Annotated in this window: 23 protein-coding genes; 12 read left to right on the plus strand and 11 right to left on the minus strand. The window is 34.1% G+C overall.

The window, feature by feature from the left end; genetic code table 11:
• Positions 1 to 13: 13 nt before the first annotated feature.
• From QLS97_RS05085 to QLS97_RS05095, 3 genes are all read right to left on the minus strand, one after another.
• A complete protein-coding gene (locus QLS97_RS05085) occupies positions 14 to 2,149 on the minus strand; it encodes a polyribonucleotide nucleotidyltransferase (RefSeq protein WP_282714670.1) in 2,136 nt (711 codons plus the stop codon).
• A 149-nt stretch (positions 2,150 to 2,298) separates the two neighbouring features.
• Positions 2,299 to 2,565, minus strand: a complete 267-nt coding sequence (rpsO, locus tag QLS97_RS05090) for a 30S ribosomal protein S15 (protein WP_066079886.1) — start codon at positions 2,563 to 2,565, stop codon at positions 2,299 to 2,301.
• Positions 2,566 to 2,665: 100 nt separating this feature from the next.
• A complete protein-coding gene (locus QLS97_RS05095; RefSeq protein WP_282714673.1) occupies positions 2,666 to 3,133 on the minus strand; it encodes a GAF domain-containing protein in 468 nt (155 codons plus the stop codon).
• Between the two features lie 75 nt (positions 3,134 to 3,208).
• On the opposite strand from QLS97_RS05095, the gene xrtF reads away from it, so the two are divergent.
• From xrtF to QLS97_RS05135, 8 genes are all read left to right on the plus strand, one after another.
• Entirely contained in the window at positions 3,209 to 3,757 is a 549-nt protein-coding gene (gene xrtF, locus QLS97_RS05100; RefSeq protein WP_282714675.1) for an exosortase family protein XrtF, read from the plus strand.
• On the plus strand, positions 3,735 to 4,178 hold the full coding sequence (locus tag QLS97_RS05105; RefSeq protein ID WP_282714677.1) for an exosortase F system-associated membrane protein: 444 nt from the start codon (positions 3,735 to 3,737) through the stop codon (positions 4,176 to 4,178). Before xrtF ends, QLS97_RS05105 begins: the two co-directional genes overlap by 23 nt.
• A 58-nt stretch (positions 4,179 to 4,236) precedes the next feature.
• The gene (locus tag QLS97_RS05110) at positions 4,237 to 5,067 is read left to right on the plus strand and encodes an ATP cone domain-containing protein (RefSeq protein ID WP_282714679.1); all 831 of its coding nucleotides are present in this window, start codon (positions 4,237 to 4,239) and stop codon (positions 5,065 to 5,067) included.
• A gap of 37 nt (positions 5,068 to 5,104) precedes the next feature.
• A complete protein-coding gene (locus QLS97_RS05115) occupies positions 5,105 to 6,460 on the plus strand; it encodes an MBL fold metallo-hydrolase RNA specificity domain-containing protein (protein ID WP_282714681.1) in 1,356 nt (451 codons plus the stop codon).
• Positions 6,461 to 6,511: 51 nt separating this feature from the next.
• Positions 6,512 to 6,913: an HYC_CC_PP family protein gene (locus QLS97_RS05120; RefSeq protein ID WP_428831767.1), complete on the plus strand. Its 402-nt coding sequence runs from the start codon at positions 6,512 to 6,514 to the stop codon at positions 6,911 to 6,913.
• Between the two features lie 70 nt (positions 6,914 to 6,983).
• Positions 6,984 to 8,996, plus strand: coding sequence for a TonB-dependent receptor plug domain-containing protein (locus QLS97_RS05125; RefSeq protein WP_282714684.1), 2,013 nt, complete (start codon positions 6,984 to 6,986; stop codon positions 8,994 to 8,996).
• A gap of 16 nt (positions 8,997 to 9,012) precedes the next feature.
• Complete coding sequence (locus QLS97_RS05130; protein ID WP_282714686.1) at positions 9,013 to 9,357, plus strand: heavy-metal-associated domain-containing protein; 345 nt, start codon at positions 9,013 to 9,015, stop codon at positions 9,355 to 9,357.
• A gap of 271 nt (positions 9,358 to 9,628) precedes the next feature.
• Positions 9,629 to 10,309 (plus strand): DedA family protein, encoded by a 681-nt coding sequence (locus tag QLS97_RS05135; protein WP_282714688.1) that lies wholly within the window; start codon positions 9,629 to 9,631, stop codon positions 10,307 to 10,309.
• Positions 10,310 to 10,403: 94 nt separating this feature from the next.
• Here QLS97_RS05135 and groL read toward each other — a convergent pair whose 3' ends face one another.
• The 8 genes from groL to miaB form a co-directional block, all read right to left on the minus strand.
• Positions 10,404 to 12,032 (minus strand): chaperonin GroEL, encoded by a 1,629-nt coding sequence (groL, locus tag QLS97_RS05140; RefSeq protein ID WP_282714690.1) that lies wholly within the window; start codon positions 12,030 to 12,032, stop codon positions 10,404 to 10,406.
• Between the two features lie 38 nt (positions 12,033 to 12,070).
• Positions 12,071 to 12,346 carry a co-chaperone GroES gene (locus tag QLS97_RS05145; protein ID WP_035670228.1) on the minus strand — a complete coding sequence of 92 codons (276 nt, stop codon included), beginning with the start codon at positions 12,344 to 12,346 and terminating at the stop codon, positions 12,071 to 12,073.
• Positions 12,347 to 12,485: 139 nt separating this feature from the next.
• Positions 12,486 to 12,830: a preprotein translocase subunit SecG gene (gene secG, locus QLS97_RS05150; protein WP_282714694.1), complete on the minus strand. Its 345-nt coding sequence runs from the start codon at positions 12,828 to 12,830 to the stop codon at positions 12,486 to 12,488.
• Between the two features lie 3 nt (positions 12,831 to 12,833).
• Positions 12,834 to 13,685 (minus strand): tetratricopeptide repeat protein, encoded by an 852-nt coding sequence (locus tag QLS97_RS05155; protein WP_282714696.1) that lies wholly within the window; start codon positions 13,683 to 13,685, stop codon positions 12,834 to 12,836.
• Between the two features lie 80 nt (positions 13,686 to 13,765).
• Entirely contained in the window at positions 13,766 to 14,269 is a 504-nt protein-coding gene (locus tag QLS97_RS05160) for an LptE family protein (protein WP_282714698.1), read from the minus strand.
• A gap of 100 nt (positions 14,270 to 14,369) precedes the next feature.
• Positions 14,370 to 15,626, minus strand: coding sequence for a sigma-54 interaction domain-containing protein (locus QLS97_RS05165; RefSeq protein WP_282714700.1), 1,257 nt, complete (start codon positions 15,624 to 15,626; stop codon positions 14,370 to 14,372).
• A gap of 97 nt (positions 15,627 to 15,723) precedes the next feature.
• Complete coding sequence (locus QLS97_RS05170) at positions 15,724 to 16,095, minus strand: GxxExxY protein (RefSeq protein WP_282714702.1); 372 nt, start codon at positions 16,093 to 16,095, stop codon at positions 15,724 to 15,726.
• A gap of 107 nt (positions 16,096 to 16,202) precedes the next feature.
• The gene (miaB, locus tag QLS97_RS05175; RefSeq protein ID WP_282714704.1) at positions 16,203 to 17,648 is read right to left on the minus strand and encodes a tRNA (N6-isopentenyl adenosine(37)-C2)-methylthiotransferase MiaB; all 1,446 of its coding nucleotides are present in this window, start codon (positions 17,646 to 17,648) and stop codon (positions 16,203 to 16,205) included.
• A 355-nt stretch (positions 17,649 to 18,003) separates the two neighbouring features.
• Between miaB and topA the strand changes: the two genes are divergently transcribed.
• The 4 genes from topA to porL all read left to right on the plus strand — a co-directional run bounded on the left by topA (position 18,004) and on the right by porL (position 24,054).
• Positions 18,004 to 20,520 (plus strand): type I DNA topoisomerase, encoded by a 2,517-nt coding sequence (gene topA / locus QLS97_RS05180; protein ID WP_282714707.1) that lies wholly within the window; start codon positions 18,004 to 18,006, stop codon positions 20,518 to 20,520.
• A 1-nt stretch (position 20,521) separates the two neighbouring features.
• Positions 20,522 to 21,673 carry a formimidoylglutamase gene (locus QLS97_RS05185; protein WP_282714709.1) on the plus strand — a complete coding sequence of 384 codons (1,152 nt, stop codon included), beginning with the start codon at positions 20,522 to 20,524 and terminating at the stop codon, positions 21,671 to 21,673.
• A 268-nt stretch (positions 21,674 to 21,941) separates the two neighbouring features.
• A complete protein-coding gene (gene porK / locus QLS97_RS05190; RefSeq protein WP_282714711.1) occupies positions 21,942 to 23,351 on the plus strand; it encodes a T9SS ring complex lipoprotein PorK/GldK in 1,410 nt (469 codons plus the stop codon).
• Positions 23,352 to 23,403: 52 nt separating this feature from the next.
• On the plus strand, positions 23,404 to 24,054 hold the full coding sequence (gene porL / locus QLS97_RS05195; protein ID WP_282714713.1) for a type IX secretion system motor protein PorL/GldL: 651 nt from the start codon (positions 23,404 to 23,406) through the stop codon (positions 24,052 to 24,054).
• The last annotated feature ends 33 nt before the right edge of the window (positions 24,055 to 24,087 follow it).

The following is a 24,087-nucleotide window of genomic DNA, read 5'->3' on the forward strand; positions in this document are numbered from 1 at the left end:
AACTAAGAATTGATTACTCTTTTTTCTCCTCACGTGGAGGTCTTGGCATTAAGGCTTTTCTAGATACTTTCTCTTTACGAGTTTTAGGATCTAAACCTAAATATTTAATCATGAATACATCACCCATGTTTACTACATCGGCAACATTTTCTGTTCTTTCCCAAGCCAATTCAGAAACGTGAAGTAATACTTCATTTCCTGGAGCGTCAAGGTACTCCACAACTGCACCAAAATCTAGCATTTTGATTACTTTTACTTCGTAAGCTTCTCCCATTTGTGGTTTGAAAGTGATTGACTTAATTTTAGCCAATACTGCCTCAATTCCAGCAGGATCCGTCCCTAAGATTTCGATAACTCCTTGCTCATCTACTTCGTTGATTACGATAGTTGTTCCAGTAGCTTTTTGTAATTCTTGAATTACTTTTCCACCAGGTCCAATCAAAGCACCAATAAAGTTACCAGGAATTGTTCTTGTAATGATTTTTGGAGCATATGCTTTAACATCCGCTTTTGGCTCAGCTAAAGTTTCGATTAATTTTCCAAGAATATGTAAACGACCGTCACGAGCTTGAGCTAAAGCAGCTTCCATAATCTCATATTTCAAACCGTCTATTTTGATGTCCATTTGGCAAGCTGTAATTCCTACTGAAGTTCCAGTTACTTTAAAGTCCATATCTCCTAAGTGATCTTCATCACCAAGAATGTCAGACAATACAGCAAAACGTTCTCCATCAGTAATTAATCCCATTGCAATTCCAGAAACTGGACGAATCATTTGAATACCAGCATCCATTAATGATAATGTTCCAGCACAAACTGTTGCCATAGAAGACGAACCGTTAGATTCTAAAACTTCAGAGACTACACGAATTGTATAAGGACAATCAGCAGGAATCATGTTTTTTAATGCTCTTTGAGCCAAGTTTCCGTGACCTACTTCTCTTCTTGAAGTTCCTCTTAAAGGACGAGCTTCACCAGTTGAGAAAGGAGGGAAGTTATAATGTAAGTAGAATTTTTCTTCACCTTGTTCAGATGGAGAGTCGATTTGGTTTGCTTCTCTAGAAGTTCCTAAAGTTGCAGTTGCCAAGGCTTGAGTTTCCCCACGTGTAAACAATGCTGATCCGTGTACAGATGGTAAATAATCTACTTCACACCAGATTGGTCTGATTTCTGTAGTTTTTCTTCCGTCTAAACGTGTTCCTAAATCTAAGGTTACGTTACGAACTGCTTCTTTGTTTGTTTTGTAAAAATATTTAGAAACTAAATCGCCATTTTCTGCCAATTCTTCTACTGTAAATAAGGCTTTTACTTCTTCTTTTACTTCTGCAAATGAAGCAGTGCGTTCTTGTTTTGAAGAACCTTTGCTTGCAATAGCATAAATTTTATCGTAAGATGCTGCTTTTACTTTAGCATAAATAGCCTCATCTTCTCTTTCTCCTTCGTAAGTACGAACTTCTTTTTTTCCAAAAGCAGCTTGCAAACGTAGTTGAGCAGCAATTTGATTTTTAATGTGTTCGTGTGCAAATTTAATTGCTTCTAACATTTCTGCTTCTGAAATTTCTTTCATCTCGCCTTCTACCATCGCGATAGAATCCATAGAAGCTCCAATCATCATATCAATATCAGATAATGCTAATTGTGCGCGACTTGGATTGATGATGAATTTACCATCAATTCTTCCAACTCTAGCTTCAGAAATTAAAGTTTCGAAAGGAATGTCAGATAAAGCTAATGCTGCTGAAGCGGCTAAACCTGCTAATGCATCTGGCATCACATCTTCATCATAAGACATTAATTGAATCATCACTTGAACTTCTGCATGGTAATCATCTGGGAAAAGTGGACGCAATACACGGTCTACTAAACGCATTGTTAACACTTCGTTATCGCTTGGACGCGCTTCTCTTTTGAAGAAACCACCAGGAAAACGTCCTGCTGCAGCAAATTTTTCACGATAATCTACCGTAAGTGGTAAAAAGTCGATACCTGGACTTGCTTTTCTTGAAGATACAACTGTTCCTAAAATAACAGTTTTACCTATTCTTACTACTACAGATCCATCCGCTTGTTTGGCTAAACGACCTGTCTCGATTGTGATGTTTCTGCCATCACCTAAATCGATACTTTCTACAAATAATTGTGGAATCATAAATTTAATTTATTAGTTAAACATGGGTTCTAGTTGTGTTGTAGTTGTTGTTTTGCGTAGTTAATGCCTAAAACCCAATGAAAAACCAAACTTTTTTATTATTGTATATAAAAACAAAAAGAGGCACTTTCGCACCTCTTTTATATTGATTATTTTCTGATATTCAATACTTTGATAATTTCACGGTATCTGTTGATTTCTGTTTTCTTCAAGTAATCCAACAAAGATCTTCTTTTACCTACAAGCAATACTAATGAACGCTCTGTGTTATAATCGTGACGATTTTTTTTCAAGTGCTCAGTTAAGTGGCTAATTCTGAAAGTGAACAAAGCAATTTGAGCTTCTGATTTTCCAGTGTTTGTTTTTTCTCCGTGTTTAGCGAAGATTTCTTCTTTAATCTCTTTAGTTAAATACATTCCAATATTTGTTTAATGATTTTTATGTATGTCGTACATCTATTGTAAGACGGGTGCAAAAGTAAAAAATAATTATGAATTATGAATTATGAATTGTGAATTATTTTAAATCAATATATAACTTCGCAATTTCTTGATTAACAAATTCCAAGAATTTTTCATCCTCTTCAGTAAAAGGATTCAAGACATGACTGTCAATATCAATTTGTCCTATGTTTTTTCCGTTTACAAAAAGTGGGACTACGATTTCTGATTTCACGGTAAAACTACACGCGATATAATTGTCTTGTGCTGCAACGTCAGGAACTACAAAGTTTTCATTAGAAACGGCCACTTGTCCGCAAATTCCTTTTCCGAAAGGGATTACAGTATGATCTGTTTCTGCTCCAACATACGGTCCTAAGTGCAATGTTTTAGACTCATGATTTGCAAAATAAAATCCAACCCAATTATAATAGTCAACAGAGTTACTAAGCAGCTCACAAATAGACAATAGTTTTTCGTCTCTTGACAACGTTGTATTTAATGTGATTTCGGTTACTTTTGGTTGTAATTCTTGAAATGTCATGTTTTTAATTTTTATTTATGCAAAAGTATTTAAAGCCAGTTTCAAAAATTACATAAATTTGTTAAAAAATAGATTTTGAAAAAATATTTTATTCTCTACAAGCCATTTTTGCTTTTTCTGGCGACCTTTTTTTTGACTTACATAGTGCTGACTTTTTTGTATCAGCGCTATCTTAATGGTTTTGAGGAAAATAAAATAGATTCCATTACCAGAATGGTGAGTGAAAATACGGAGCAAGTGCTGCAATTGTTCAATAATGGATCTTCAATTGAAGAAAGTGCTGCACATCCTTATATGAAGTTGTTTTATAATCAAAAATATGTTGCCCGTATTGTAGAAGGCTGTAATGCAATTAGTGTAATTATTTTGTTTATTTCATTTGTAGTTGCTTTTTCAGGGAAGCTAAAAACGACACTGTTTTTTATCTTTGGCGGAAGCCTGCTTATTTATGTTTTAAATGTTTTGAGAATAGCGGCTTTAAGTGCACTTATTTTTTATTTCCCAAAACAAGAACCATTTTTACACGGAGTCCTTTTTCCTTTGTATATTTATGGTGTAGTTTTTATTTTGTGGTTAATTTGGGTTCGTAAATTTTCAAGATATGCTTCAAAAGATATTAAATAACAAACTGAGATTCGTACAATTTCTTTTTTTGGTTGTATTATTAGTGCTTGTTCGCGCTTTTGAAAATCAGTTGTTCTATGATCCTTTTCTTGATTTTTTCAAAAAAGACTTTACTAAGTTAAGGTTGCCAAGTTTTGATTCAGCCCAATTATTTTTAGGACTATTGTTCCGTTATACATTAAATACAGCTATTTCATTGGGTATTATTTATGTCCTTTTCAAAGATGTAACGATGGTCAAATTTGCCTTCGTCCTGTATTATTTTTTCTTCATGATTTTAATAGTTGCTTTTTTCTACATAGTCTACTTCGCGAATGAACATAGTAATTGGGTTTTGTTTTATGTTCGCAGGTTTTTGATTCAGCCTATTTTTGTCTTATTATTTGTTCCGGGATTTTATTATCAAAAACAAAATAAGTAGTCTTTTTTCTTTATCTTTAATGTTGGTTTAAGTGTCTGTTTATTAAATTAATAAGGCTATGAAAATTATCAAACATTCTGGAGATATTGTCGAATTTAATTCTGATAAACTCAAAAAATCACTTTTAAAATCCGGAGCAAGTGCTATTGCAGTCGACAACATACTTTATACTATAAAAAAACAAATGTATGAAGGTATTTCTACGAAGCAAATCTATAAAATGGCTTTTTCGTTATTGAAAAAAACAGCTAATTCCCATGCTGCACGTTATAATTTAAGGGAAGCAATACGATTGTTAGGTCCTGCAGGTTTCTTTTTTGAAAAATACATAGCCCGTCTTTTTGCCTCGGAACAGTATCAAACGGTAACAAATATAAGCTTGCAGGGCAAATGTGTCTTGCATGAAATTGATGTTTTAGTAAAGAAGAATGAGAATATTTCCATGGTTGAATGCAAATATCATGTGGGTAGGGACGCTGCTTCTGATGTGAAAGTTCCCATGTACATTTTGTCTCGTTTCAATGATTTGAAGGAAAGACAATATGCTATTTTTGAAAAAAAAGATAGTATTTCAAATTGTTGGATCGTTACAAATAATAGATTTACAACAGATGCGGTCGATTTTGCAAAATGTTCAGGATTGAGTTTATTAAGTTGGAATTATCCTGAAGACAACAATCTAAAAACCAAAAATGACACGCATTATCTTTATCCGGTGACTTGCTTAACCACTTTGTCAATAGCCGAAAAAGATAAGTTGTTGATATTGGATGTAATCTTGGTAAAAGAAATAATAAACCATTCCGATTGTTTAGAAAAAATAGGATTGAGTCCCAACCGTATAAAAAATGTATTAAGAGAAGCAACGGAATTATGCAGTTATATTTAAAATAATACTGGATTGTTTAATTTTAAATTCAAATCAAATGAAAGTTAAATTTATTGGTGGGGCAGGTACAGTGACTGGTTCTAAAACATTGATTGAAAGTAATGGGATTCGGATTTTGATAGATTGTGGTCTATTCCAAGGGATAAAACCTTTGCGGGAACTCAATTGGGAACCTTTGCCTATTTTGCCAGCTACGATAGACTTTGTTTTGCTTACTCATGGTCATTTAGATCATTGTGGTTGGTTACCAAGACTGGTGAATCAGGGCTTTGAAGGCAAAATTTATTGCACCAGTCCCACAAAAGATATTACTAAACTCATTCTTCTGGATAGTGCTAAAATTCAAGAAGAGGAAGCTAAAAAAGCGAATGAAGGGAAATATTCGAAACATGAAATTGCCGAACCGCTTTATACGGTAGAGCAGGCTGAAAAAGTTTTTCCGTTTTTTAGAGTAATTAAAACCAATGAGCCTGTTCCTTTGGATGCCCAAATTGAAGCTATTTATACAAATGCAGGTCATATTTTAGGCGCTTGCAGTATTGCTTTGACACTTGAAAATAAAACTTTAGTTTTTTCTGGAGACATTGGTCGTGATAATGATGTGTTGATGTATCCGCCAACCAAGCCCAAAAAAGCTGATTATGTTTTTCTCGAAAGTACCTATGGTGATCGACTGCACCCTCATACAGATACCAAATTAGAACTGGAAACTTACATCAACAATACGGTTGAGAAAGGCGGAACGATTATTATTCCGAGTTTTGCCGTAGAGCGTGCTCAAACCATCATGTATTTGCTGTGGCAGCTAAGGGAAGAAGATAGAATTCCCAATATCCTTTATATTATTGATACTCCAATGGGAATTAATGCACTGAATATTTTTTCGAATAATAAAAAATGGCATAAGTTATCGCTGGAAGAATGTGCAGAAATGAGTAAAATGTTTTCATTAGTTTCTGATTATCAGGAAACAATTGAAGTGATTTTTGATGAACAGCCTAAAGTAGTGATTGCGGCCAGCGGAATGGTAACTGGAGGAAGAGTGTTGGGTTATCTCGAACATTATATTGGTCTTCCGGAAACTACCGTAATTATTGTAGGGTATCAGGCCGAAGGAACACGTGGAAGAAAATTACTAGAAGGAGCAAAAGAAATTAAAATTCATGGTCGCTATTATCAGGTAAAAGCAAATATTCTCGAAATACAAGGTTTGTCAGCGCATGGAGATCAAAAAGATTTGCTTAACTGGTTGTCAGAATTGGAAAATAAACCAACACGAGTTTTTCTCGTGCATGGAGAGAATCAGCCGATGGATGAACTTCGGATAAAAATTCATGAAAAGTATGGTTTTGACTGTAAAATTCCTTTAATGGGACAAGAATTTGAGTTGTAAATTCTTTATAAATTTAATTTTTTGATGTGATAAAATCACTAATTTTGCAAGGTGAAATTTAACAAACATATAAGTATACTTTTGGCTTTTTTCGTATTGGTTTCCAATATGGGATTAGCATTTAATGTTCGTTATTGCGGTAATGATATTACTTCGGTAACTCTTAAAACGCCTGTTCAGGACCAAAATTTAGAAAAAGATTGTTGTGGGGTTATTGAAAAAAAATCACATTGTTGCAAAGACAAAGAGGTTAATTTTCAAAAGAAAACGGATGATTTAATTCAAAAAATAGTTTCTTTTCATACGGATTTTACATTTTCAATAGAGGAATGGAATCCTTCTGTGTTTTCATTTATTTCAAATTTTAAAAACACCCAGTTTACTTCGTATTATTGTGATGCAAATGCGCCGCCTTTTTTTAAATTATACCACCAATATATTTTCTACGCGTAGTTTTAATGTTTTAATAAAACTTGAATCACACTTTTGTGGTTTTATATTTTTCTAACATTAAAAATCAATCATGCAAAAACAAATTTCAATACTTTTATTGTTCTCCTTTTGCGCTTTTAATTCTTATTCGCAAGATACTTTGCAGGAGATAAAAGTAAAAGGCAACAGTAAAAGTTTAAAAAAATCATATAGCCTGACGGCTAATACTACAATACTGACAAGTAAAGAATTACTCAAAGCAGCTTGTTGTAATCTGGCAGAAAGTTTCGAAACAAATCCTTCAATCGACGTCAATTTTTCGGATGCTTTGACGGGAACGAAACAAATAAAAATGCTGGGATTAACGAGTCCCTATTTGATGATTACAGAGGAAAATATTCCTTCGGTACGTGGTGCTTCTCAAGCTTATGGATTGTCATTCACCCCGGGAACTTGGGTTGAAAGCATCCAAATTACAAAAGGAGCCGGAAGTGTTGTCAATGGCTTCGAAAGTATTTCGGGACAAATTAATACCGAATTAATAAAGCCAATCAGTGATATTCCATTTTTTCTGAATGCCTATGGTTCAACAGATTCTAGATTTGAATTAAATACGCATTTCAATACTAAAATTTCTGATAAATGGAGTAGTAGTTTGTTTGTTCACGGAAATACCAGAGTTTCAAAAAACGACATGAATGACGATGGTTTTCTGGACAATCCATTGGCAAAACAAATCAATGTTTTAAATCGTTGGCAATATACCAATGCCGAAAAAGGCTGGGTGAGTTTCATCAACTTCCGATATATGAATGATCAAAAACAAACAGGAGAATTAAATTTTGATCCAGATAGAGACAAGGGAACGACTAATTATTGGGGCTCCGAAATCAATACAGAACGTTTTGATGTTTCCACTAAATTAGGCTATGTTTTTCCGGATATGCCGTATCAGAGTATTGGTTTTCAAAATGCTTTTAATAGTCATGATCAAAACTCTTATTTTGGATTAAATCAATATAATATCAAACAAAAAAGTTATTATTCAAATTTGATTTTTAATTCGATTATCAATAATACGAAACATAAATTTTCTACGGGTTTGAACTTTACGTATGATAAATACGGTGAGTTTGTCAATGTGAATGATTATAGCAGAATTGATAATTCGGTAGGCGCTTTTTTCGAATATACCTATGATAACACGGAGAATTTTAGCGTAGTTCTTGGCGGTAGAATAGATAATCATAATCGTTTAGGGACTTTTGCTACGCCAAGATTACATGTGCGATACAATCCTTGGGAGAAAGGTGTTTTGCGATTTTCAGCAGGTAGAGGAAAGCGAAGCGCTAATGTTTTTGCCGAAAATCAACAGCTTTTGGCAAGTTCAAGAACTTTTGAATTTTTAGATACCAATGGAAAAATATACGGATTGAATCCTGAAATTGCATGGAATTACGGGTTGAGTTTTATGCAGGGTTTTTTACTTTTTGGTAAGAGTGCTGACGTTGGTTTTGATTTCTACAGAACCGATTTTCAAAATCAGGTAGTTGTCGATGTGTTGCAAAGTCCACAACAGGTTTTGTTTTACAACTTAAAAGGGGAGTCGTATGCCAATAGTTTGCAAGTAGAGTTTAATTATGAATTAGCTAAACATTTTAATTTGAGAACAGCCTACAAATACTATGATATTCAAACGGATTATTTGTCAGGAACCTATCAAAGACCATTGCAGGCAAAACATCGTTTCTTTGGAAATTTAGGATATGAAACCCATATTTTAGATAAGGGAAAACAATGGAAGTTTGATTATACTTTAAACTGGCTCGGAAAACAACAATTACCTAATACGTCAACAAATCCTCAAGCAGACAGACTACCTGAATTTTCACCTTCATTTTCTGTGATGAATATACAAGTTACTAGAACTTTTTCTTCTACTTTTGAATTATATATTGGCGGGGAAAATATTGGTAATTACAAGCAAGATAATGTTATCTTGGGTAATGAAAACCCTTTTGGACCTACTTTTGACGCATCAATAGTTTACGGTCCAGTTTTTGGACAAATGTATTATGCGGGTTTACGTTTTAAAATTAAATAGTCTTAAAAAAAATTAAATGATGAAAAATATATTAGTAGTACTGTTACTTACATTTGTTGGATTTACAGTTCAGGCTCAAGAGATGAAAAATAAAAACGCTAAGGTTGAATTTCATGTGAGCGGGAATTGTGAAATGTGTAAAAAGAGAATTGAAAAAGCGGCATTAGGCGTTTCGGGTGTAAAATCTGCCGATTGGCATATGGATTGTGGCACCTTATACTTGATTGTAAACGAGCAGAAAACCGATGTACCTGCAATTCAAAAAGCGATTGCAAAAGCAGGGCACGATACAGATGAATTCAAGGCATTAAAGGAAGATTATGACAAACTTCATACTTGTTGTCAATATGAACGAAAATAATTTTAAAAAAAACCAAAGTGAAAGCTTTGGTTTTTTTAATGCCATATTTAATATTTTTTTGAGTGAAATTGTGGTCATTAGCTATAAAAAATCATAGATTTAAAAATCTAGAATTCCGAATATTAAAAACAATATTTGATTGTAAACTAGGTAAAGTTAATTCGGCTAATTTAAATAGTTAATAAAACTTTAAAATAGTACCATAAATTGTGGTTAAGATATATTATCCGTACTTTCACGCACGAATAATTGTAGCATAAAACACCGTAGAATGAACGATTTTGATTGGAAGAATTTGATTGACCCGCTTTTTTATATTCATTTTGATGTTAATGGAATTAAATTGGGTATTTATATAGTTTTATTTATTGTTTTTGCAGAAACAGGTCTTTTTGCAGGTTTCTTTTTACCGGGAGATAGTTTGTTGTTTTTGGCAGGGATTTATAGCCGTGATTTAATAGAAAATATTCTATTCATTGAAAATGATTTTGTGAATGTTGTTCTTTTGGCAACATTTGTGGCTTTAGCAGGAATATTAGGGAATGTAGTTGGATATTGGTTTGGTTCAAAAAGCGGTTATTATTTGTATAATAAGGAAGATAGTTTTTGGTTTAAGAGAAAATATTTAGTTCAATCAAAAGATTTCTTTGAAAAATACGGAGGTAAAGCAATTATTTTTGCTCGATTCCTACCAATATTTAGAACTTTTGCACCAATAGTAGCTGGGATTGTTTCTATGGACAAAAAGAAGTTTATGTTCTATAATATTCTAAGTTCTTTCATTTGGTCATTCACCTTGATTTTCGCAGGACATTATTTATATGGGTTTCTACTGGATAATTATCAAATTGATTTGAAAGAGCACATCGAAATCATTGTTATCGCTTTAGTTGGAATTACTGTTTTACCGGTAATTTATAAGTTCAGTAAAAAGTCTAAAGTTCAAGAATAAATAAATAATCAAGAATAAATAAATAATTTAGAATCCATAAAAAAAACCGTCCCGATTTATATCGGAACGGTTTTTTATTTACAACGGATTGATATTACATCATTCCTGGCATACCTCCACCCATTGGGTTTCCGCTACCATTATCTTCTTTAATATCAATCAAAGCGCATTCAGTAGTCAATATCATTCCGGCAACCGAAGCTGCGTTTTCTAATGCTACACGCGTTACTTTTTTAGGATCAATAATACCTGCTTTAAGCATGTCAACGTATTCGTCAGTTTTTGCGTTGTATCCAAAATCGCCTTTTCCTTCAGCAACTTTTGCTACTACAACTGAACCTTCAAGACCTGCATTTTCAACAATAGTTCTCAATGGAGATTCCACTGCACGAGATACAATTTGAATTCCGGTTGCTTCATCAGCATTGTCAGCTTTAATAGTGCTAAGTGCATTTTTAGCTCTCAATAAAGCTACACCACCACCAGCAACAATTCCTTCTTCAACAGCAGCACGCGTTGCGTGAAGTGCATCATCAACTCTATCTTTTTTCTCTTTCATTTCTACTTCAGAAGCAGCACCAACATAAAGTACAGCAACTCCACCAGCTAATTTAGCCAAACGTTCTTGCAACTTTTCTTTGTCATAATCAGAAGTTGTTGCTTCCATTTGACCTTTGATTTGGTTTACGCGATTTTTGATAATATCAGCTTCGCCAGCACCACTTACAATTGTTGTATTGTCTTTATCGATAGTCACTTTTTTAGCAGTTCCTAACATTTCGATAGTTGTGTTCTCTAGAGTGTATCCTCTTTCTTCTGAGATTACAGTTCCTCCAGTTAAGATAGCAATATCTTCCAACATTGCTTTTCTTCTGTCTCCAAAACCAGGTGCTTTTACAGCCGCGATTTTCAAGGCTCCACGTAATTTATTTACCACTAATGTAGATAATGCTTCACCATCAACGTCTTCAGCAATAATTAATAATGGTTTTCCAGATTGAGCAACTGGTTCCAAAACTGGTAACAATTCTTTTAAAGAAGAAACTTTTTTGTCATATAAAAGGATGTAAGGATTTTCCAATTCTACTTCCATTTTTTCTGAATTAGTAACAAAATAAGGAGAAAGATATCCTCTGTCAAATTGCATACCTTCCACAACATCAACATACGTATCAGTTCCTTTGGCTTCTTCAACAGTGATTACACCTTCTTTTCCAACTTTTGCGAAAGCAGCAGCGATTAACTCACCAATTACTTCGTCATTATTAGCAGAAATTGAAGCAATTTGTTTGATTTTTTCAGAATCACTTCCAACAACTTTAGCTTGTTTTGCTAAGTCAGCTACAATAGCTTCAACCGCTTTGTCGATACCACGTTTTAAATCCATTGGATTTGCTCCTGCAGCAACGTTTTTCAAACCTTCTTTTACAATTGCTTGTGCCAAAACGGTTGCAGTTGTAGTTCCGTCTCCAGCTAAATCATTAGTTTTAGACGCTACTTCTTTTACCATTTGAGCACCCATATTTTCCAATGGATCTTTCAATTCAATTTCTTTTGCAACGGTAACGCCATCTTTAGTAACGGTTGGTCCACCAAAAGCTTTTCCAATAATTACATTACGACCTTTTGGTCCAAGCGTTACTTTTACTGCATTTGCCAATGCATCAACACCACGTTTTAATCCGTCACGTGCTTCAATATCAAATTTTATATCTTTTGCCATTTTAATTTATTTGTTAATTCGTTTATTTGTTAATTCGATTATATTATTGCTAAAATATCGTCCTCACGCATGATCAAATAATCTTTTCCTTCCAGTTTCAATTCAGTACCAGCGTATTTTCCGTAAAGAACAGAATCACCAATTTTCACAGTCATTGTGTGGTCTTTTGTTCCGTTTCCAACAGCAACAACAGTTCCTTTTTGTGGTTTTTCTTTAGCTGTATCTGGAATGAAAATCCCTGAAGCAGTTTTTGTTTCAGCTGCTACTGGTTCGATAAGAACTCTGTCTGAAAGTGGTTTAATGTTTAAAGCCATGATTTTATGTTTTTATAGTATTTATTTTTATTACTGTTATAGAGATTTCAGAAATTGTGCCATCCTAATGAAACTGACATAATTTCTTATAAAAAATGCCAGCTTTGACAGGCTGGCATTTAGAATATGTTGTAATAATTTATTTTGCTGGATTTGTTGCAGCAGGAGTGTTTTGAGCAGGAGCAACTGGCGTGTTTGTAGCTGGTGCTGCACTTCCTGTGTTTTCGATGATTTTAGAATCTGTATCACTTAATGTACCTGTAAAGCCTAAGCTAGAAAGTAATATAAGTGCAATTAGTATAGTTGCTAATGTCCAAGTGCTTTTGTCTAAAAAATCAGTTGTTTTTTGTACCCCACCTAACATTTGAGAACCACCTATTGTAGATGATAATCCTCCGCCTTTAGGGTTTTGAACCATGATGACTACGATTAATAGAAAACAAACTATAGTTATTAAAACTAAAAAAATTGAAAATGTGCTCATTGTTTAATTATTATTATGTTGTAAAATCTTAATATCCGATATGCGGTCTGCAAAGAAACTACTTTTTTCTGGATATTTCAAAATTAATATTTCATATGCTTGAATCGCTTTTTGATATTTTTTTTGTTCCAAATAGACTCTGGCTAAAGTTTCCGTCATCAAGAAGGAATTGTCTGCTGCATTTAAGTCAAAAGTAACAGTGGAAGCTACTCCGTGTTTTACCGGAGAAATCTTCGGGCTGGCTTCAATAAACTTATCGATTAACTCTAATTTCTTTCTTTTATCTTCATCTATTACAGGAAGCGGTGGATTAATAGGACTCTCTTTTGCTCTTTCGATAGGTTCAGTGCGGGAAAGTTGAAGCCATTCTTGAAAGGAATGTTGTTCACTTTTAGAGAAATCTAAAGGTTTCCCAATTGCCAGTTTCTCTTCGGGGGTTTTTGAAGCATCATCAACTTCAATTGTTGAGGCTTCTTTTATTGATGTGAGTATGGATCTTTCTAAAGAATTTATTTTGGATTCCGATTTTTCTTCAGTAACAATAATTTCACTGTCAACTACTTTTATTTCAAGAATTTCTAACGCTTTTTTATCGTAAAGTCCTTTTTGAATTGAAGTGAACGTGTCCGAAGTAATGAAATCAAATAAAATAGATCGGTCCGTTGAATGTGCTGCAGTAATTTTTAAAGCAGTATTGTATTTAAAACTGTTTTGATTGTAAAGCCCTTTTAATTGAATTGCTCTGGCACTTTGAAAATAAGGAAACTCAACGAGTACTTTTTCCAAAGCTTCCGTTTGCTTTTCATGAATAGCATCAGGTTTATTAATCAAATAAGTATAATCGGTTACGTTCATAAAGGGTATTCGTTTATTTGGTTATTCGTTTGTTTGTTCTTCGATTAACTGAATCAACAAATTATCGAATTTAAACCCATTTACCATTTTGCGAGTGACTCATTAAAGATGTCTTGTGTAATTCTTTCAAAAATTTCCTTTAAAGCACTGTTTAAAGTTGCTCCTGTCAATTGCTGTTCTGCAGGATAATCGTAGAAGAAAGTGAATGGTTTTTCAAAATCATCTGTTTCTTTTTTCTTATTAGTAAAACGAACATTCACTCGAATCGTTAATCGGTTCTGAGCTGCTCGCTGATCTGCAGTAGCTGTCATTGGACTTATTCTATAATCTACAATCTCTCCTTCGTAAGTCAAATCAGCACCATTTTTAACCAAGTTTAAATTGGTTTGATTCTGGATTAAATCTTGAAGTTCTAATGTAAATGTTCTGTCAATACCTGGTTCAATTATTTCAGCATTATTCTGAAAAAAACCAACTTGAAATGTTTCGGCATCAATTTTACCAGTTCCTGTAAAGTTATAAACCGAGCAACTGTTGATACTTACTATAATTATTGAAAGAAGAATAAATTTTATATGTTTCATTTTCTATTTTAAAAATTGCTCCGTTAGTTTGTTAACGGCTGGGTCAAAGATATTCATTTTCAATTAAATCATTTGTGTCTTAGCATTTTTGTGGTAAAAACTACAAATCAAATTGCTTAATTTTTCTATATAAAGTCCTTTCAGAAATGCCCAGCTCATCTGCTGCAGCTTTTCGTTTTCCTTTATTTTTTTCTAATGATTTCTTAATCATTTCAATTTCTTTTTGTTCTAAACGTAATGTTTCTTCTTCTTCGATTGTTTCTGCAAAAAGATAATTATCATCATGTTCCTGATACAGCTCTTGATTGTTTTGAGTAGTGATTAAGGCTGATCTTGGTTCTTCTTCAAAATCGATTTCACTGTCATTTTCTTTCGAACCATATATTTTTTTTATCAAATGCTGATTGGTTTCCTGTACTTTGGACACGCCGTTTTGAATCAATTCCAAAGTTAATTTTTTCAAATCATTCAAATCACTTTTCATATCAAAAAGGACTTTGTACAAAATTTCTCTTTCGGTACTAAAATCACTTTCGCTTTTCTTATCCTTTATGACAGATGGTAAATTGTTTCCCAAAACCGGCAGATACGATTGTAAAGTCACTGCGGATATATCACGATTCGTTTCCAAAACGGAGATTTGTTCGGCTACATTTCGCAATTGTCGAATATTACCGCTCCAACGAAACTTCTGCAATAATTGGATAGCGTTTTCGTCCAGTTTTAAAGGCGGCATTTTGTATTTATGGGCAAAATCGGCAACGAATTTTCTGAATAACAAATGAATGTCATCTTTTCGATCGCGTAAAGGTGGCAAAGTAATGTCCACCGTACTTAAACGATAATATAAATCCTCTCTGAATTTCCCTTTTTCGATAGCATCAAATAAATTGACATTCGTAGCGGCTACAATTCGTACATCTGTTTTTTGAACCTGGGAAGAACCTACTTTTATAAATTCGCCATTTTCAAGAACACGTAACAAACGCACTTGAGTAGTTAATGGTAGTTCACCGACTTCGTCCAAGAAAATAGTTCCGCCGTCAGCGACTTCAAAATAACCTTCACGCGTATTTGTTGCGCCAGTAAAAGCTCCTTTTTCATGTCCGAAAAGCTCACTGTCAATCGTTCCTTCAGGAATGGCTCCACAGTTTACGGCAATGTATTTTCCGTGTTTTCTGTGCGAAAGCGAATGAATGATTCTAGGGATATTCTCTTTCCCCACACCGCTTTCTCCCGCTACTAAAACGGTAATATCAGTTGGAGCTACCTGAATGGCTTTTTCTATCGCACGGTTGAGCTTCGGGTCATTCCCGATAATCTCAAATCGTTGTTTTATAGCTTGAACTGTTTCCATATTGTCATTGCGAGGCACGAAGCAATCTCATTAATGTTATTTTTTTAGCCACGAATTTCACTAATTCGGCACTAATTTTTCTAATTTTCTATAAATTCTAAAGAACAATTCTTTTATGCTGTAGTGTTTTAATATTGAAATTTGCAATTATTCCAACTTGACTATCAGCTAATTTCATGTAATTTAAAGTTTGGGTAACGTTGTCGCTTATAATTTCTTTTATTGCCTTTACTTCAAAAATAATCTCATCATAAATAACGAAATTCGCAAAATATTTATGTGCTATATTATGTCCTTTATAGCTTATTGAATAAGGTTTTTCTCTTTCGTAAGGGATGTTATTGTTTTTGAATTCTATTTCTAATGCATCTTTATATATAATTTCGGATAACCCTCCTCCTAAAACGTTATGTACTTCCATACATAATCCTACGATTTTATAGTACTCCTCTCTTTTATATAAATCCATATTTTTCAATTTTTTTAGCCACGAATTTCACTAATTCCCACTAATTAAATTTTTTAAATTAAAAAAAAATTCGTGCCCAATTAGTGAAATTTGTGGCAACCTTTTTTCTAATTCATTTCACTCAAACCAACTGCTTTCCCTTTTAACGTTCCACTGGTACAACTTTCTATTTTAACTAAAACAAAATCCCCAATCTTGTAATCCTCCTTTGGGAAAACTACTGTAATACTTTGTGAATTCCTTCCGGAAAATTCTTCTGTAGATTTTTTTGAAACTTTCTCTACCAAAACTTCTACCGTTTGTCCAATGAATTCTTCACTGCGGAACCAAGCGTGTTTTTGTTGTAAATCGACAATTTCCTGCAATCTTCTGGCTTTAGTTTCTTCGGTAACGTCATCCTCCATTTTTCTTCCTGCCAATGTTCCCGGACGTTCGGAATACGAATACATATAACCAAAATTATATTTCACATATTCCATTAAGCTCATTGTGTCTTGATGATCTTGTTCGGTTTCTGTTGGGAAACCAGCAATCATATCTTGCGAAATGGAGCCATTGGGAATAATAGTTCTGATTTTGTCAATCAAAGTCATGTATTCCTCACGCGTGTGCAAGCGGTTCATTTCTTTTAGGATTCTATTGCTTCCTGATTGAACTGGCAAGTGAATGTGTTTGCAAATATTAGGATGTTTCGCAATCACATGCAAAACACTTTCGTGCATATCTTGGGGATTAGAAGTAGAAAACCGAATACGCATTTTTGGAAAACCAACCGCTACCAGTTCCAGTAATTGGTCAAAATCGACTGCCGTTGCTTTTTGCATTTCGGTAGCATTCTCAAAATCTTTTTTCAATCCGCCGCCGTACCAAAGGAAACTATCTACGTTTTGCCCCAAAAGCGTAATTTCTTTAAACCCTTTGCCCCACAAATCTTGGATTTCTTTCATGATACTTTGTGGTTCACGACTGCGTTCGCGTCCACGGGTAAAAGGCACCACGCAAAACGTACACATATTATCGCAACCACGAGTAATTGAAACCAAAGCGGTAATTCCGTTACTCATCAATCGAACAGGAGAAATATCGCCATAGGTTTCATCTTTCGACAAAATCACGTTAATCGCATCACGACCTTCTTCCACTTCTTGTAAAAGGTTCGGTAAATCTTTATACGCATCGGGTCCCACAACAAGGTCAACGATTTTTTCTTCTTCCAGAAATTGACTTTTCAAACGCTCGGCCATACAGCCCAAAACGCCTACTTTCATTTTTGGATTAATGCGTTTTACAGCATTGTATTTTTCCAAACGTTTGCGAATGGTTTGCTCCGCTTTGTCACGAATAGAACAGGTATTGACCAAAACTAAATCGGCTTCTTCCAGAACTTGCGTTGTATTGTATCCGTTTCCGGATAGAATAGAAGCTACAATTTCACTGTCCGAAAAATTCATCGCACAGCCATAACTTTCTATAAATAGTTTTTTTGTATTCTCAGGTTTATTCTCCAGAACAAGACTTTCGCCTTGCTTACTTTCTTCAATAATCTTTTCCATCATGTATTTTCAAAGCACAAAGATAACGCAATTCAAATAAATATGACAAGATGTCAGATTAAGAATTAACAGTATTTTAAGGCATTTTTTCTGGGGAGCTATCTCCCGCTTTCCGTTACAAGTCCTCACAAAAAAAGTAAAGTTTCCAAAGTCCTAAAAAGAGCTTCCGTTGGTCGCTTTTTTAGAACAGGAAACTTTTACTTTTTTGCTCCGGGCTTTTCACTATAATCGGGACTAAAAAACAGTCGAGTATGGCAATAACTTACCTATTAATGATTGTGAAATAATTCAAAAATAAAATCAAAAGCCCAATATTTAAAAAAATTAGATACTTTTGTCCCAGAAAAATAGAGCAATGGCAAAGAATTTAGTTATAGTTGAGTCCCCTGCAAAGGCAAAAACAATCGAGAAATTTCTAGGAAGTGATTTTCAAGTGGAGTCCAGTTATGGGCATATTGCAGACTTACCTTCCAAAGAAATTGGTGTAGATGTAGAAAATGGTTTTAAACCCAAATACGAAGTTTCTGCCGATAAAAAAGCATTGGTCACCAAATTAAAAGGATTAGCAAAAAAAGCTGAAATGGTTTGGTTAGCAAGTGATGAGGATCGCGAGGGTGAAGCTATTTCTTGGCATTTAGCCGAAGAATTAAAATTAGACAAAAATAAAACCAAGCGAATTGTTTTTCACGAAATTACTAAAACTGCGATTCTAAAAGCAATTGATAATCCACGTGAAATCGATTATAATTTGGTCAACGCGCAACAAGCACGTCGTGTTTTGGATAGATTGGTTGGGTATGAATTGTCTCCTGTACTTTGGAGAAAAATTAAAGGTGGACTTTCTGCAGGTCGTGTACAATCGGTATCCGTTCGTTTGATTGTGGAACGTGAAAGAGAAATTCAAAACTTCAAAGCAGTTGCTACTTATTCCATTGTAGCGGAATTTACTAATGAATCTGGAAAAACATTCAAAGCCAAACTGCCTAAAAATTTCAATACTAAAAAAGAAGCCGAAGATTTTTTAAATAAAAATATAGGTTCTACATATAAGGTAGCCGATTTAGAAACAAAACCTACCAAAAAATCACCAACGGGTCCATTTACGACTTCAACTTTGCAACAAGAAGCCGCTCGTAAATTGTATTTGCCTGTTGGAATTACAATGCAACTCGCACAACGTTTGTACGAAGCCGGACTTATAACCTATATGAGAACGGATAGTGTAAACTTATCCAAAGATGCAATGGAAGCTGCTCAGGCTGAAATTATCAAATCCTACGGAAAAGAATTCTCTAAACCTCGAACTTTTGTCAATAAAAGCAAAGGGGCACAGGAAGCGCACGAGGCGATTCGTCCTACGGATATGTCGCGTCATACGGTAGATATCGACAGAGATCAAGCGCGTTTATATGATTTGATTTGGAAAAGAACGTTAGCTTCGCAAATGAGTGATGCACAATTAGAACGCACAAACGTGAAAATTGAAGCGAATAATCACGGTGAAATATTCACAGCATCTGGTGAAGTATTGCTTTTTGAAGGTTTCTTGAAAGTGTATTTGGAAGGTCATGATGACGATGATGAAGAGCAGGAAGGTATGTTGCCAGCTATGAAAGTCAACGAAAAATTGCAAAACAATTACATCACAGCGACCGAAAGATATTCAAGAGCTGCAGCAAGATATACTGAAGCTTCTTTGGTGAAAAAATTAGAAGAATTGGGTATTGGTCGTCCTTCTACTTATGCGCCAACGATTTCTACGATTATCAACAGAAATTATGTGGAGAAAGGAAATCTTGACGGACAAGAAAGAAATTATACGCAATTGACTTTGCAATCCGGGAAAGTAGGAGAGAAGTTGTTGAAGGAAAATACAGGTTCTGATAAAGGAAAATTAGTCCCTACAGATATTGGAACGATTGTTACGGATTTCTTGGTTAAGAATTTCGGAAACATTTTAGATTATAATTTCACTGCAAAAGTGGAACAGGATTTTGATGAAATTGCAGAAGGAAATATCGTTTGGACAAAAATGATGCAGGAGTTCTACGATAAATTTCACCCAACAGTGAAAGATGTAGAGGCAAATGCAGACAGAGAAAGCGGGGAAAGAATTCTGGGAACAGATCCAAAAACGGGGAAACCGGTTTCGGTGCGTTTAGGGAAATTTGGTCCAATGGCTCAAATTGGAGCTGCAGATGATGAAGAGAAAAAATTCGCCAGTTTAATGACGGATCAAAATATTGGAAATATTACCTTAGAGGAAACGTTGAATTTATTTTTGTTGCCAAAAAATCTTGGAGAATATAAAGGAGAGGAAGTTGAGGTAAGTAATGGTCGTTATGGTCCTTACATTCGTTACGGTGCTGCTTTTGTTTCTTTGCCAAAAGGAGAAAATCCTCTAGATGTAGATTTTGAAAGAGCGAAAGAATTAATTGACGAAAAAGCAGTTGCTGATGCACCAATAGCAGTTTATAAAGGGGAAGGCGTACAGAAAGGTGTGGGTCGTTTTGGTCCTTTTATCAAATGGAATGGTTTGTTCATTAATGTAAGTAAAAAGTATAACTTTGATAATCTGTCTCAAACGGATATTGAAGCCTTGATTGAGGATAAATTGCAAAAGAATATTGATAAGGTTTTGCATAATTGGGAAGAAGAAGGAATTTTAGTTGAAAAAGCCCGTTGGGGACGTTCCGTTATTACCAAAGGGAAAATCAAAATTGAATTAAGTAAAGATGTCGATGCTACAAAATTGACATTGGCTGAAGTTCAGGAAATGATTGCCAAGAAAACGCCAGCTAAAAAAGTAGCAGCCAAAAAAGCACCGGCAAAGAAACCAGTAGCAAAGAAACCAGTAGCAAAAAAGAAATAAAATGGAATTTGATTTTCTGAAACCCGTAGATGATGAAATCCTTAGTTATATAAGCGGATTGACTTCTCAGCAATTGGGAAGTAAAATTGTGTTGCATACAGAAAAACAATTTCCAGATTTAAATAAGATTAAAATTGCTCTAATAGGCGTTTTAGAAAATCGAGGAGATAAAAAAGCTGTTTCGGATGTTGATTTAATAGCACTTAGAAAAGAGTTATACGGATTATTTCCGGGAAACTGGGACGCTTCAATTGCTGATTTAGGGGATATTCTTGCAGGGAATTCTGTTGAGGATACTTATTTTGCAGTAAAAAAAGTAGTTGCAAGTCTAATCAAGAAAAAAATCACTCCTATAGTTATTGGTGGTTCCCAAGACTTAACGTACGCGCTTTATAGAGCTTACGATGATTTGGAACAGATGGTCAACTTGGTTTCCATTGATAATAAATTTGATTTTGGGAAGGATGAAGAGGAGGTGTCGGCTTCTTCGTATTTGACAAAAATAATTGTAGACGAACCTAATAATCTTTTTAATTATTGTAATATAGGGTATCAAACGTATTTTAATTCTCAGGAAGAAATAGATTTGATAGAAAAACTATTTTTCGACGCCTATAGATTAGGAGAAGTTTCGAATAATATCTCTATTTCGGAGCCTGTTTTTAGAGATGCGGATTTAGTGAGTATTGATTTGAATTCGGTTAAATCATCTGATTCAGGAAATTTCATTTCGTTTGCGCCAAATGGTTTTAACGGAAAAGAGATTTGTTCTTTGTCACGATATGCAGGAATAAGTGATAAAGTATCGGCATTTGGAATATTCAGCCATAATAATTCGACACAAGAATCTGTCATCATAGCACAGATCATTTGGTATTTTATAGAAGGGTTTCATTATCGTTCTAATGAGTATCCTTTTGGAAGCAAAGAAAATTATTTGAAATACATTGTCCCATTGGAGGAAGAGGAACTTGTTTTTTATAAAAGTGATAAAACAGACCGATGGTGGATAGAAATCCCATTTATTTCGAATGGTAATAATAAACTAAAAAGAAATACGTTATTACCATGTTCTTACGATGAATATTTATTGGCATGCAATCAAGAATTACCTGAAAGATGGTGGAAAGCGCAACGTAAGAATATCTTGTAATTAATTATTTGAGAGCTATACTTCAATCCTTAAAAATAGTTTAATAATTAACGCGATTTATAAGCTTAACATTATAAAACACATGAAAAAATCGATTTTTATGTGTTTTATCGGTTATTTTGGCATTTTATCGACAAAATATTTTTTTTGTATTTTATTTAACATTATTTTTGGTCTCAAATTAATTTCATAACAAAAATATTGTTTTTTTAATAAATAATAAATAGGTTTACACACTTAAAAATAATGAATAGATAACCAAATTAATATGAAGAAGTTCATTGCATATACGTCAATTTTGGCCCTTTTGATTGGCTGTGGTAAATCAAGCGATAAAGGAGAATTAGTTGGTATTAATGGAGGGAAATGGCATCCTGAAAAACCTTATGGAATGGCTTTAATTCCTGGCGGTGCTTTTATTATGGGTAAATCAGATGCTGATTTAGCTAATGTTGAAGATGCTCCAACCAAAACGGTTACTGTTCGTTCATTTTACATGGATGAAACAGAAATTACCAATAGTGAATATCGTCAATTTGTAGAATGGGTAAAAGATTCTACTATGAGAGTTCGTTTGGCAATTATGGCTGATATGGGCGGGCAAACAGCTGATCCAGCAGCTGCTAAAGGCAAAGGTAAAAATGCCGGAAGTATTGGGGATTTTGCTTTTAATGATTCAGATCCTGAAAAAATGACGGCTTATGATAAATACATGTATGATAATTATTATAGTATAGGTACTGCAGACGATCCGTATGCAGGAAGAAAATTGAACAAAAAAGTAAAATTAATCAAAGACACTAAGTTGTATCCTGATGCAGAATATGCTGAAGTGATGGACTCCATGTATTTGCCAATAGAGGCTTCATACAATGGATTGCGAACTATAGATGTGGATAAATTAAAATTCCGTTACTCTTGGATGGATATTCAGGCAGCTGCTAAAGCTAAAGTAGGAAATAGAAAAAATTTCATCAGAACAGAAGAAGTAAAAGTATATCCTGATACAACAGTTTGGATTAAGGATTATGCTTATTCTTATAATGAGCCTATGCACAATGATTATTTCTGGCATAAAGCTTATGGAGATTATCCAGTTGTAGGGGTAAAATGGACACAGGCAAAAGCTTTTTGTGCTTGGAGAACTTTAAATAAAAATACGTACATAAAATCCAAAAAGAAAGGTCATGATTTAATAAACTCTTTCAGATTGCCAACAGAAGCTGAATGGGAATATTCAGCAAGAGGTGGTTTAGAATCAGCTACTTATCCTTGGGGTGGTCCTTATACTAAAAATGACAGAGGTTGTTTTCTAGCTAATTTTAAACCGAACAGAGGTGATTATGCAGCTGATGAGGCGTTATATACTGTAGAGGCAAAATCTTATGAGCCAAATGGTTATAATCTTTACAATATGGCAGGAAATGTTTCTGAGTGGACAGATTCATCATACGATCCAAATGCTTACGAATATGTTTCTTCAATGAACCCGAATGTTCAGGATTATAAAAATCAAAGAAAAGTGGTTCGAGGTGGTTCATGGAAAGATGTTGCTTACTTCCTTCAAGTGAGTACTCGTGATCATGAATATGCAGATTCTGCAAGAAGTTACATTGGTTTTAGAACTGTTCAAGATTATATGGGGGTTCAATCCACTGGAAACGGGAGAAAGAAATAAACAAAACAAAAAAAACCAAGACTATATCTATTAAATTAAAAAAGAAACTATTATGGCATTACTAAGCAAAAAACAAATGAATTTCGCATACGGTATGGGAGCTGCGGTTGTAATTATTGGAGCATTATTCAAAATTACACATATTGAATTTGGAATCATAACAGGAAATTTAATGCTTACAATAGGTTTAGTGGTAGAAGCTTTAATTTTTGCTCTATCTGCTTTTGAACCAGTTGATGATGAATTAGATTGGACATTAGTTTATCCAGAGCTTGCTAACGGTAAGCCTGCTGGAGAAAGAAAACCAAAAGTAGAAGCTCCTGCTGACGCTCAAGGATTGTTGTCTCAAAAATTGGATGCGATGTTGAAAGACGCTAAGATTGATGGAGAATTAATGGCAAGTTTAGGAAACAGTATCAAAAACTTTGAATCAGCAGCGAAAGGAATTGCTCCTACTGTAGATTCTATTTCTGCAACTAAAAAATACAGTGAAGAATTATCGATGGCTGCGGCACAGATGGAATCTTTAAACAGTTTATACAAAGTACAATTAGAAAGTGCTTCTAGAAATGCTGAAGCAAATAAAGAAATTGCTGAAAATGCAGGAAAATTAAAAGAACAAATGCAATCTATGACTGCAAATATTGCTTCATTGAACAATGTTTATGGTGGAATGCTTTCTGCTATGGGTAATAAAGGATAATTAGTTTCAAACTATAAAACAACAACAAACTAA

This window comes from Flavobacterium yafengii, from assembly GCF_030010375.1.
Classification (GTDB): domain Bacteria; phylum Bacteroidota; class Bacteroidia; order Flavobacteriales; family Flavobacteriaceae; genus Flavobacterium; species Flavobacterium yafengii.

Bases quoted from the DNA above. Each gene is read 5' to 3' on its own strand.
- QLS97_RS05085 (WP_282714670.1), bottom strand. From the start codon at position 2,149: ATGATTCCACAATTATTTGTAGAAAGTATCGATTTAGGTGATGGCAGA.
- rpsO (WP_066079886.1), bottom strand. From the start codon at position 2,565: ATGTATTTAACTAAAGAGATTAAAGAAGAAATCTTCGCTAAACACGGA.
- QLS97_RS05095 (WP_282714673.1), bottom strand. From the start codon at position 3,133: ATGACATTTCAAGAATTACAACCAAAAGTAACCGAAATCACATTAAAT.
- QLS97_RS05105 (WP_282714677.1), top strand. From the start codon at position 3,735: ATGCTTCAAAAGATATTAAATAACAAACTGAGATTCGTACAATTTCTT.
- QLS97_RS05110 (WP_282714679.1), top strand. From the start codon at position 4,237: ATGAAAATTATCAAACATTCTGGAGATATTGTCGAATTTAATTCTGAT.
- QLS97_RS05115 (WP_282714681.1), top strand. From the start codon at position 5,105: ATGAAAGTTAAATTTATTGGTGGGGCAGGTACAGTGACTGGTTCTAAA.
- QLS97_RS05125 (WP_282714684.1), top strand. From the start codon at position 6,984: ATGCAAAAACAAATTTCAATACTTTTATTGTTCTCCTTTTGCGCTTTT.
- QLS97_RS05130 (WP_282714686.1), top strand. From the start codon at position 9,013: ATGATGAAAAATATATTAGTAGTACTGTTACTTACATTTGTTGGATTT.
- QLS97_RS05135 (WP_282714688.1), top strand. From the start codon at position 9,629: ATGAACGATTTTGATTGGAAGAATTTGATTGACCCGCTTTTTTATATT.
- groL (WP_282714690.1), bottom strand. From the start codon at position 12,032: ATGGCAAAAGATATAAAATTTGATATTGAAGCACGTGACGGATTAAAA.
- QLS97_RS05145 (WP_035670228.1), bottom strand. From the start codon at position 12,346: ATGGCTTTAAACATTAAACCACTTTCAGACAGAGTTCTTATCGAACCA.
- secG (WP_282714694.1), bottom strand. From the start codon at position 12,830: ATGAGCACATTTTCAATTTTTTTAGTTTTAATAACTATAGTTTGTTTT.
- QLS97_RS05155 (WP_282714696.1), bottom strand. From the start codon at position 13,685: ATGAACGTAACCGATTATACTTATTTGATTAATAAACCTGATGCTATT.
- QLS97_RS05160 (WP_282714698.1), bottom strand. From the start codon at position 14,269: ATGAAACATATAAAATTTATTCTTCTTTCAATAATTATAGTAAGTATC.
- QLS97_RS05165 (WP_282714700.1), bottom strand. From the start codon at position 15,626: ATGGAAACAGTTCAAGCTATAAAACAACGATTTGAGATTATCGGGAAT.
- QLS97_RS05170 (WP_282714702.1), bottom strand. From the start codon at position 16,095: ATGGATTTATATAAAAGAGAGGAGTACTATAAAATCGTAGGATTATGT.
- miaB (WP_282714704.1), bottom strand. From the start codon at position 17,648: ATGGAAAAGATTATTGAAGAAAGTAAGCAAGGCGAAAGTCTTGTTCTG.
- topA (WP_282714707.1), top strand. From the start codon at position 18,004: ATGGCAAAGAATTTAGTTATAGTTGAGTCCCCTGCAAAGGCAAAAACA.
- QLS97_RS05185 (WP_282714709.1), top strand. From the start codon at position 20,522: ATGGAATTTGATTTTCTGAAACCCGTAGATGATGAAATCCTTAGTTAT.
- porK (WP_282714711.1), top strand. From the start codon at position 21,942: ATGAAGAAGTTCATTGCATATACGTCAATTTTGGCCCTTTTGATTGGC.
- porL (WP_282714713.1), top strand. From the start codon at position 23,404: ATGGCATTACTAAGCAAAAAACAAATGAATTTCGCATACGGTATGGGA.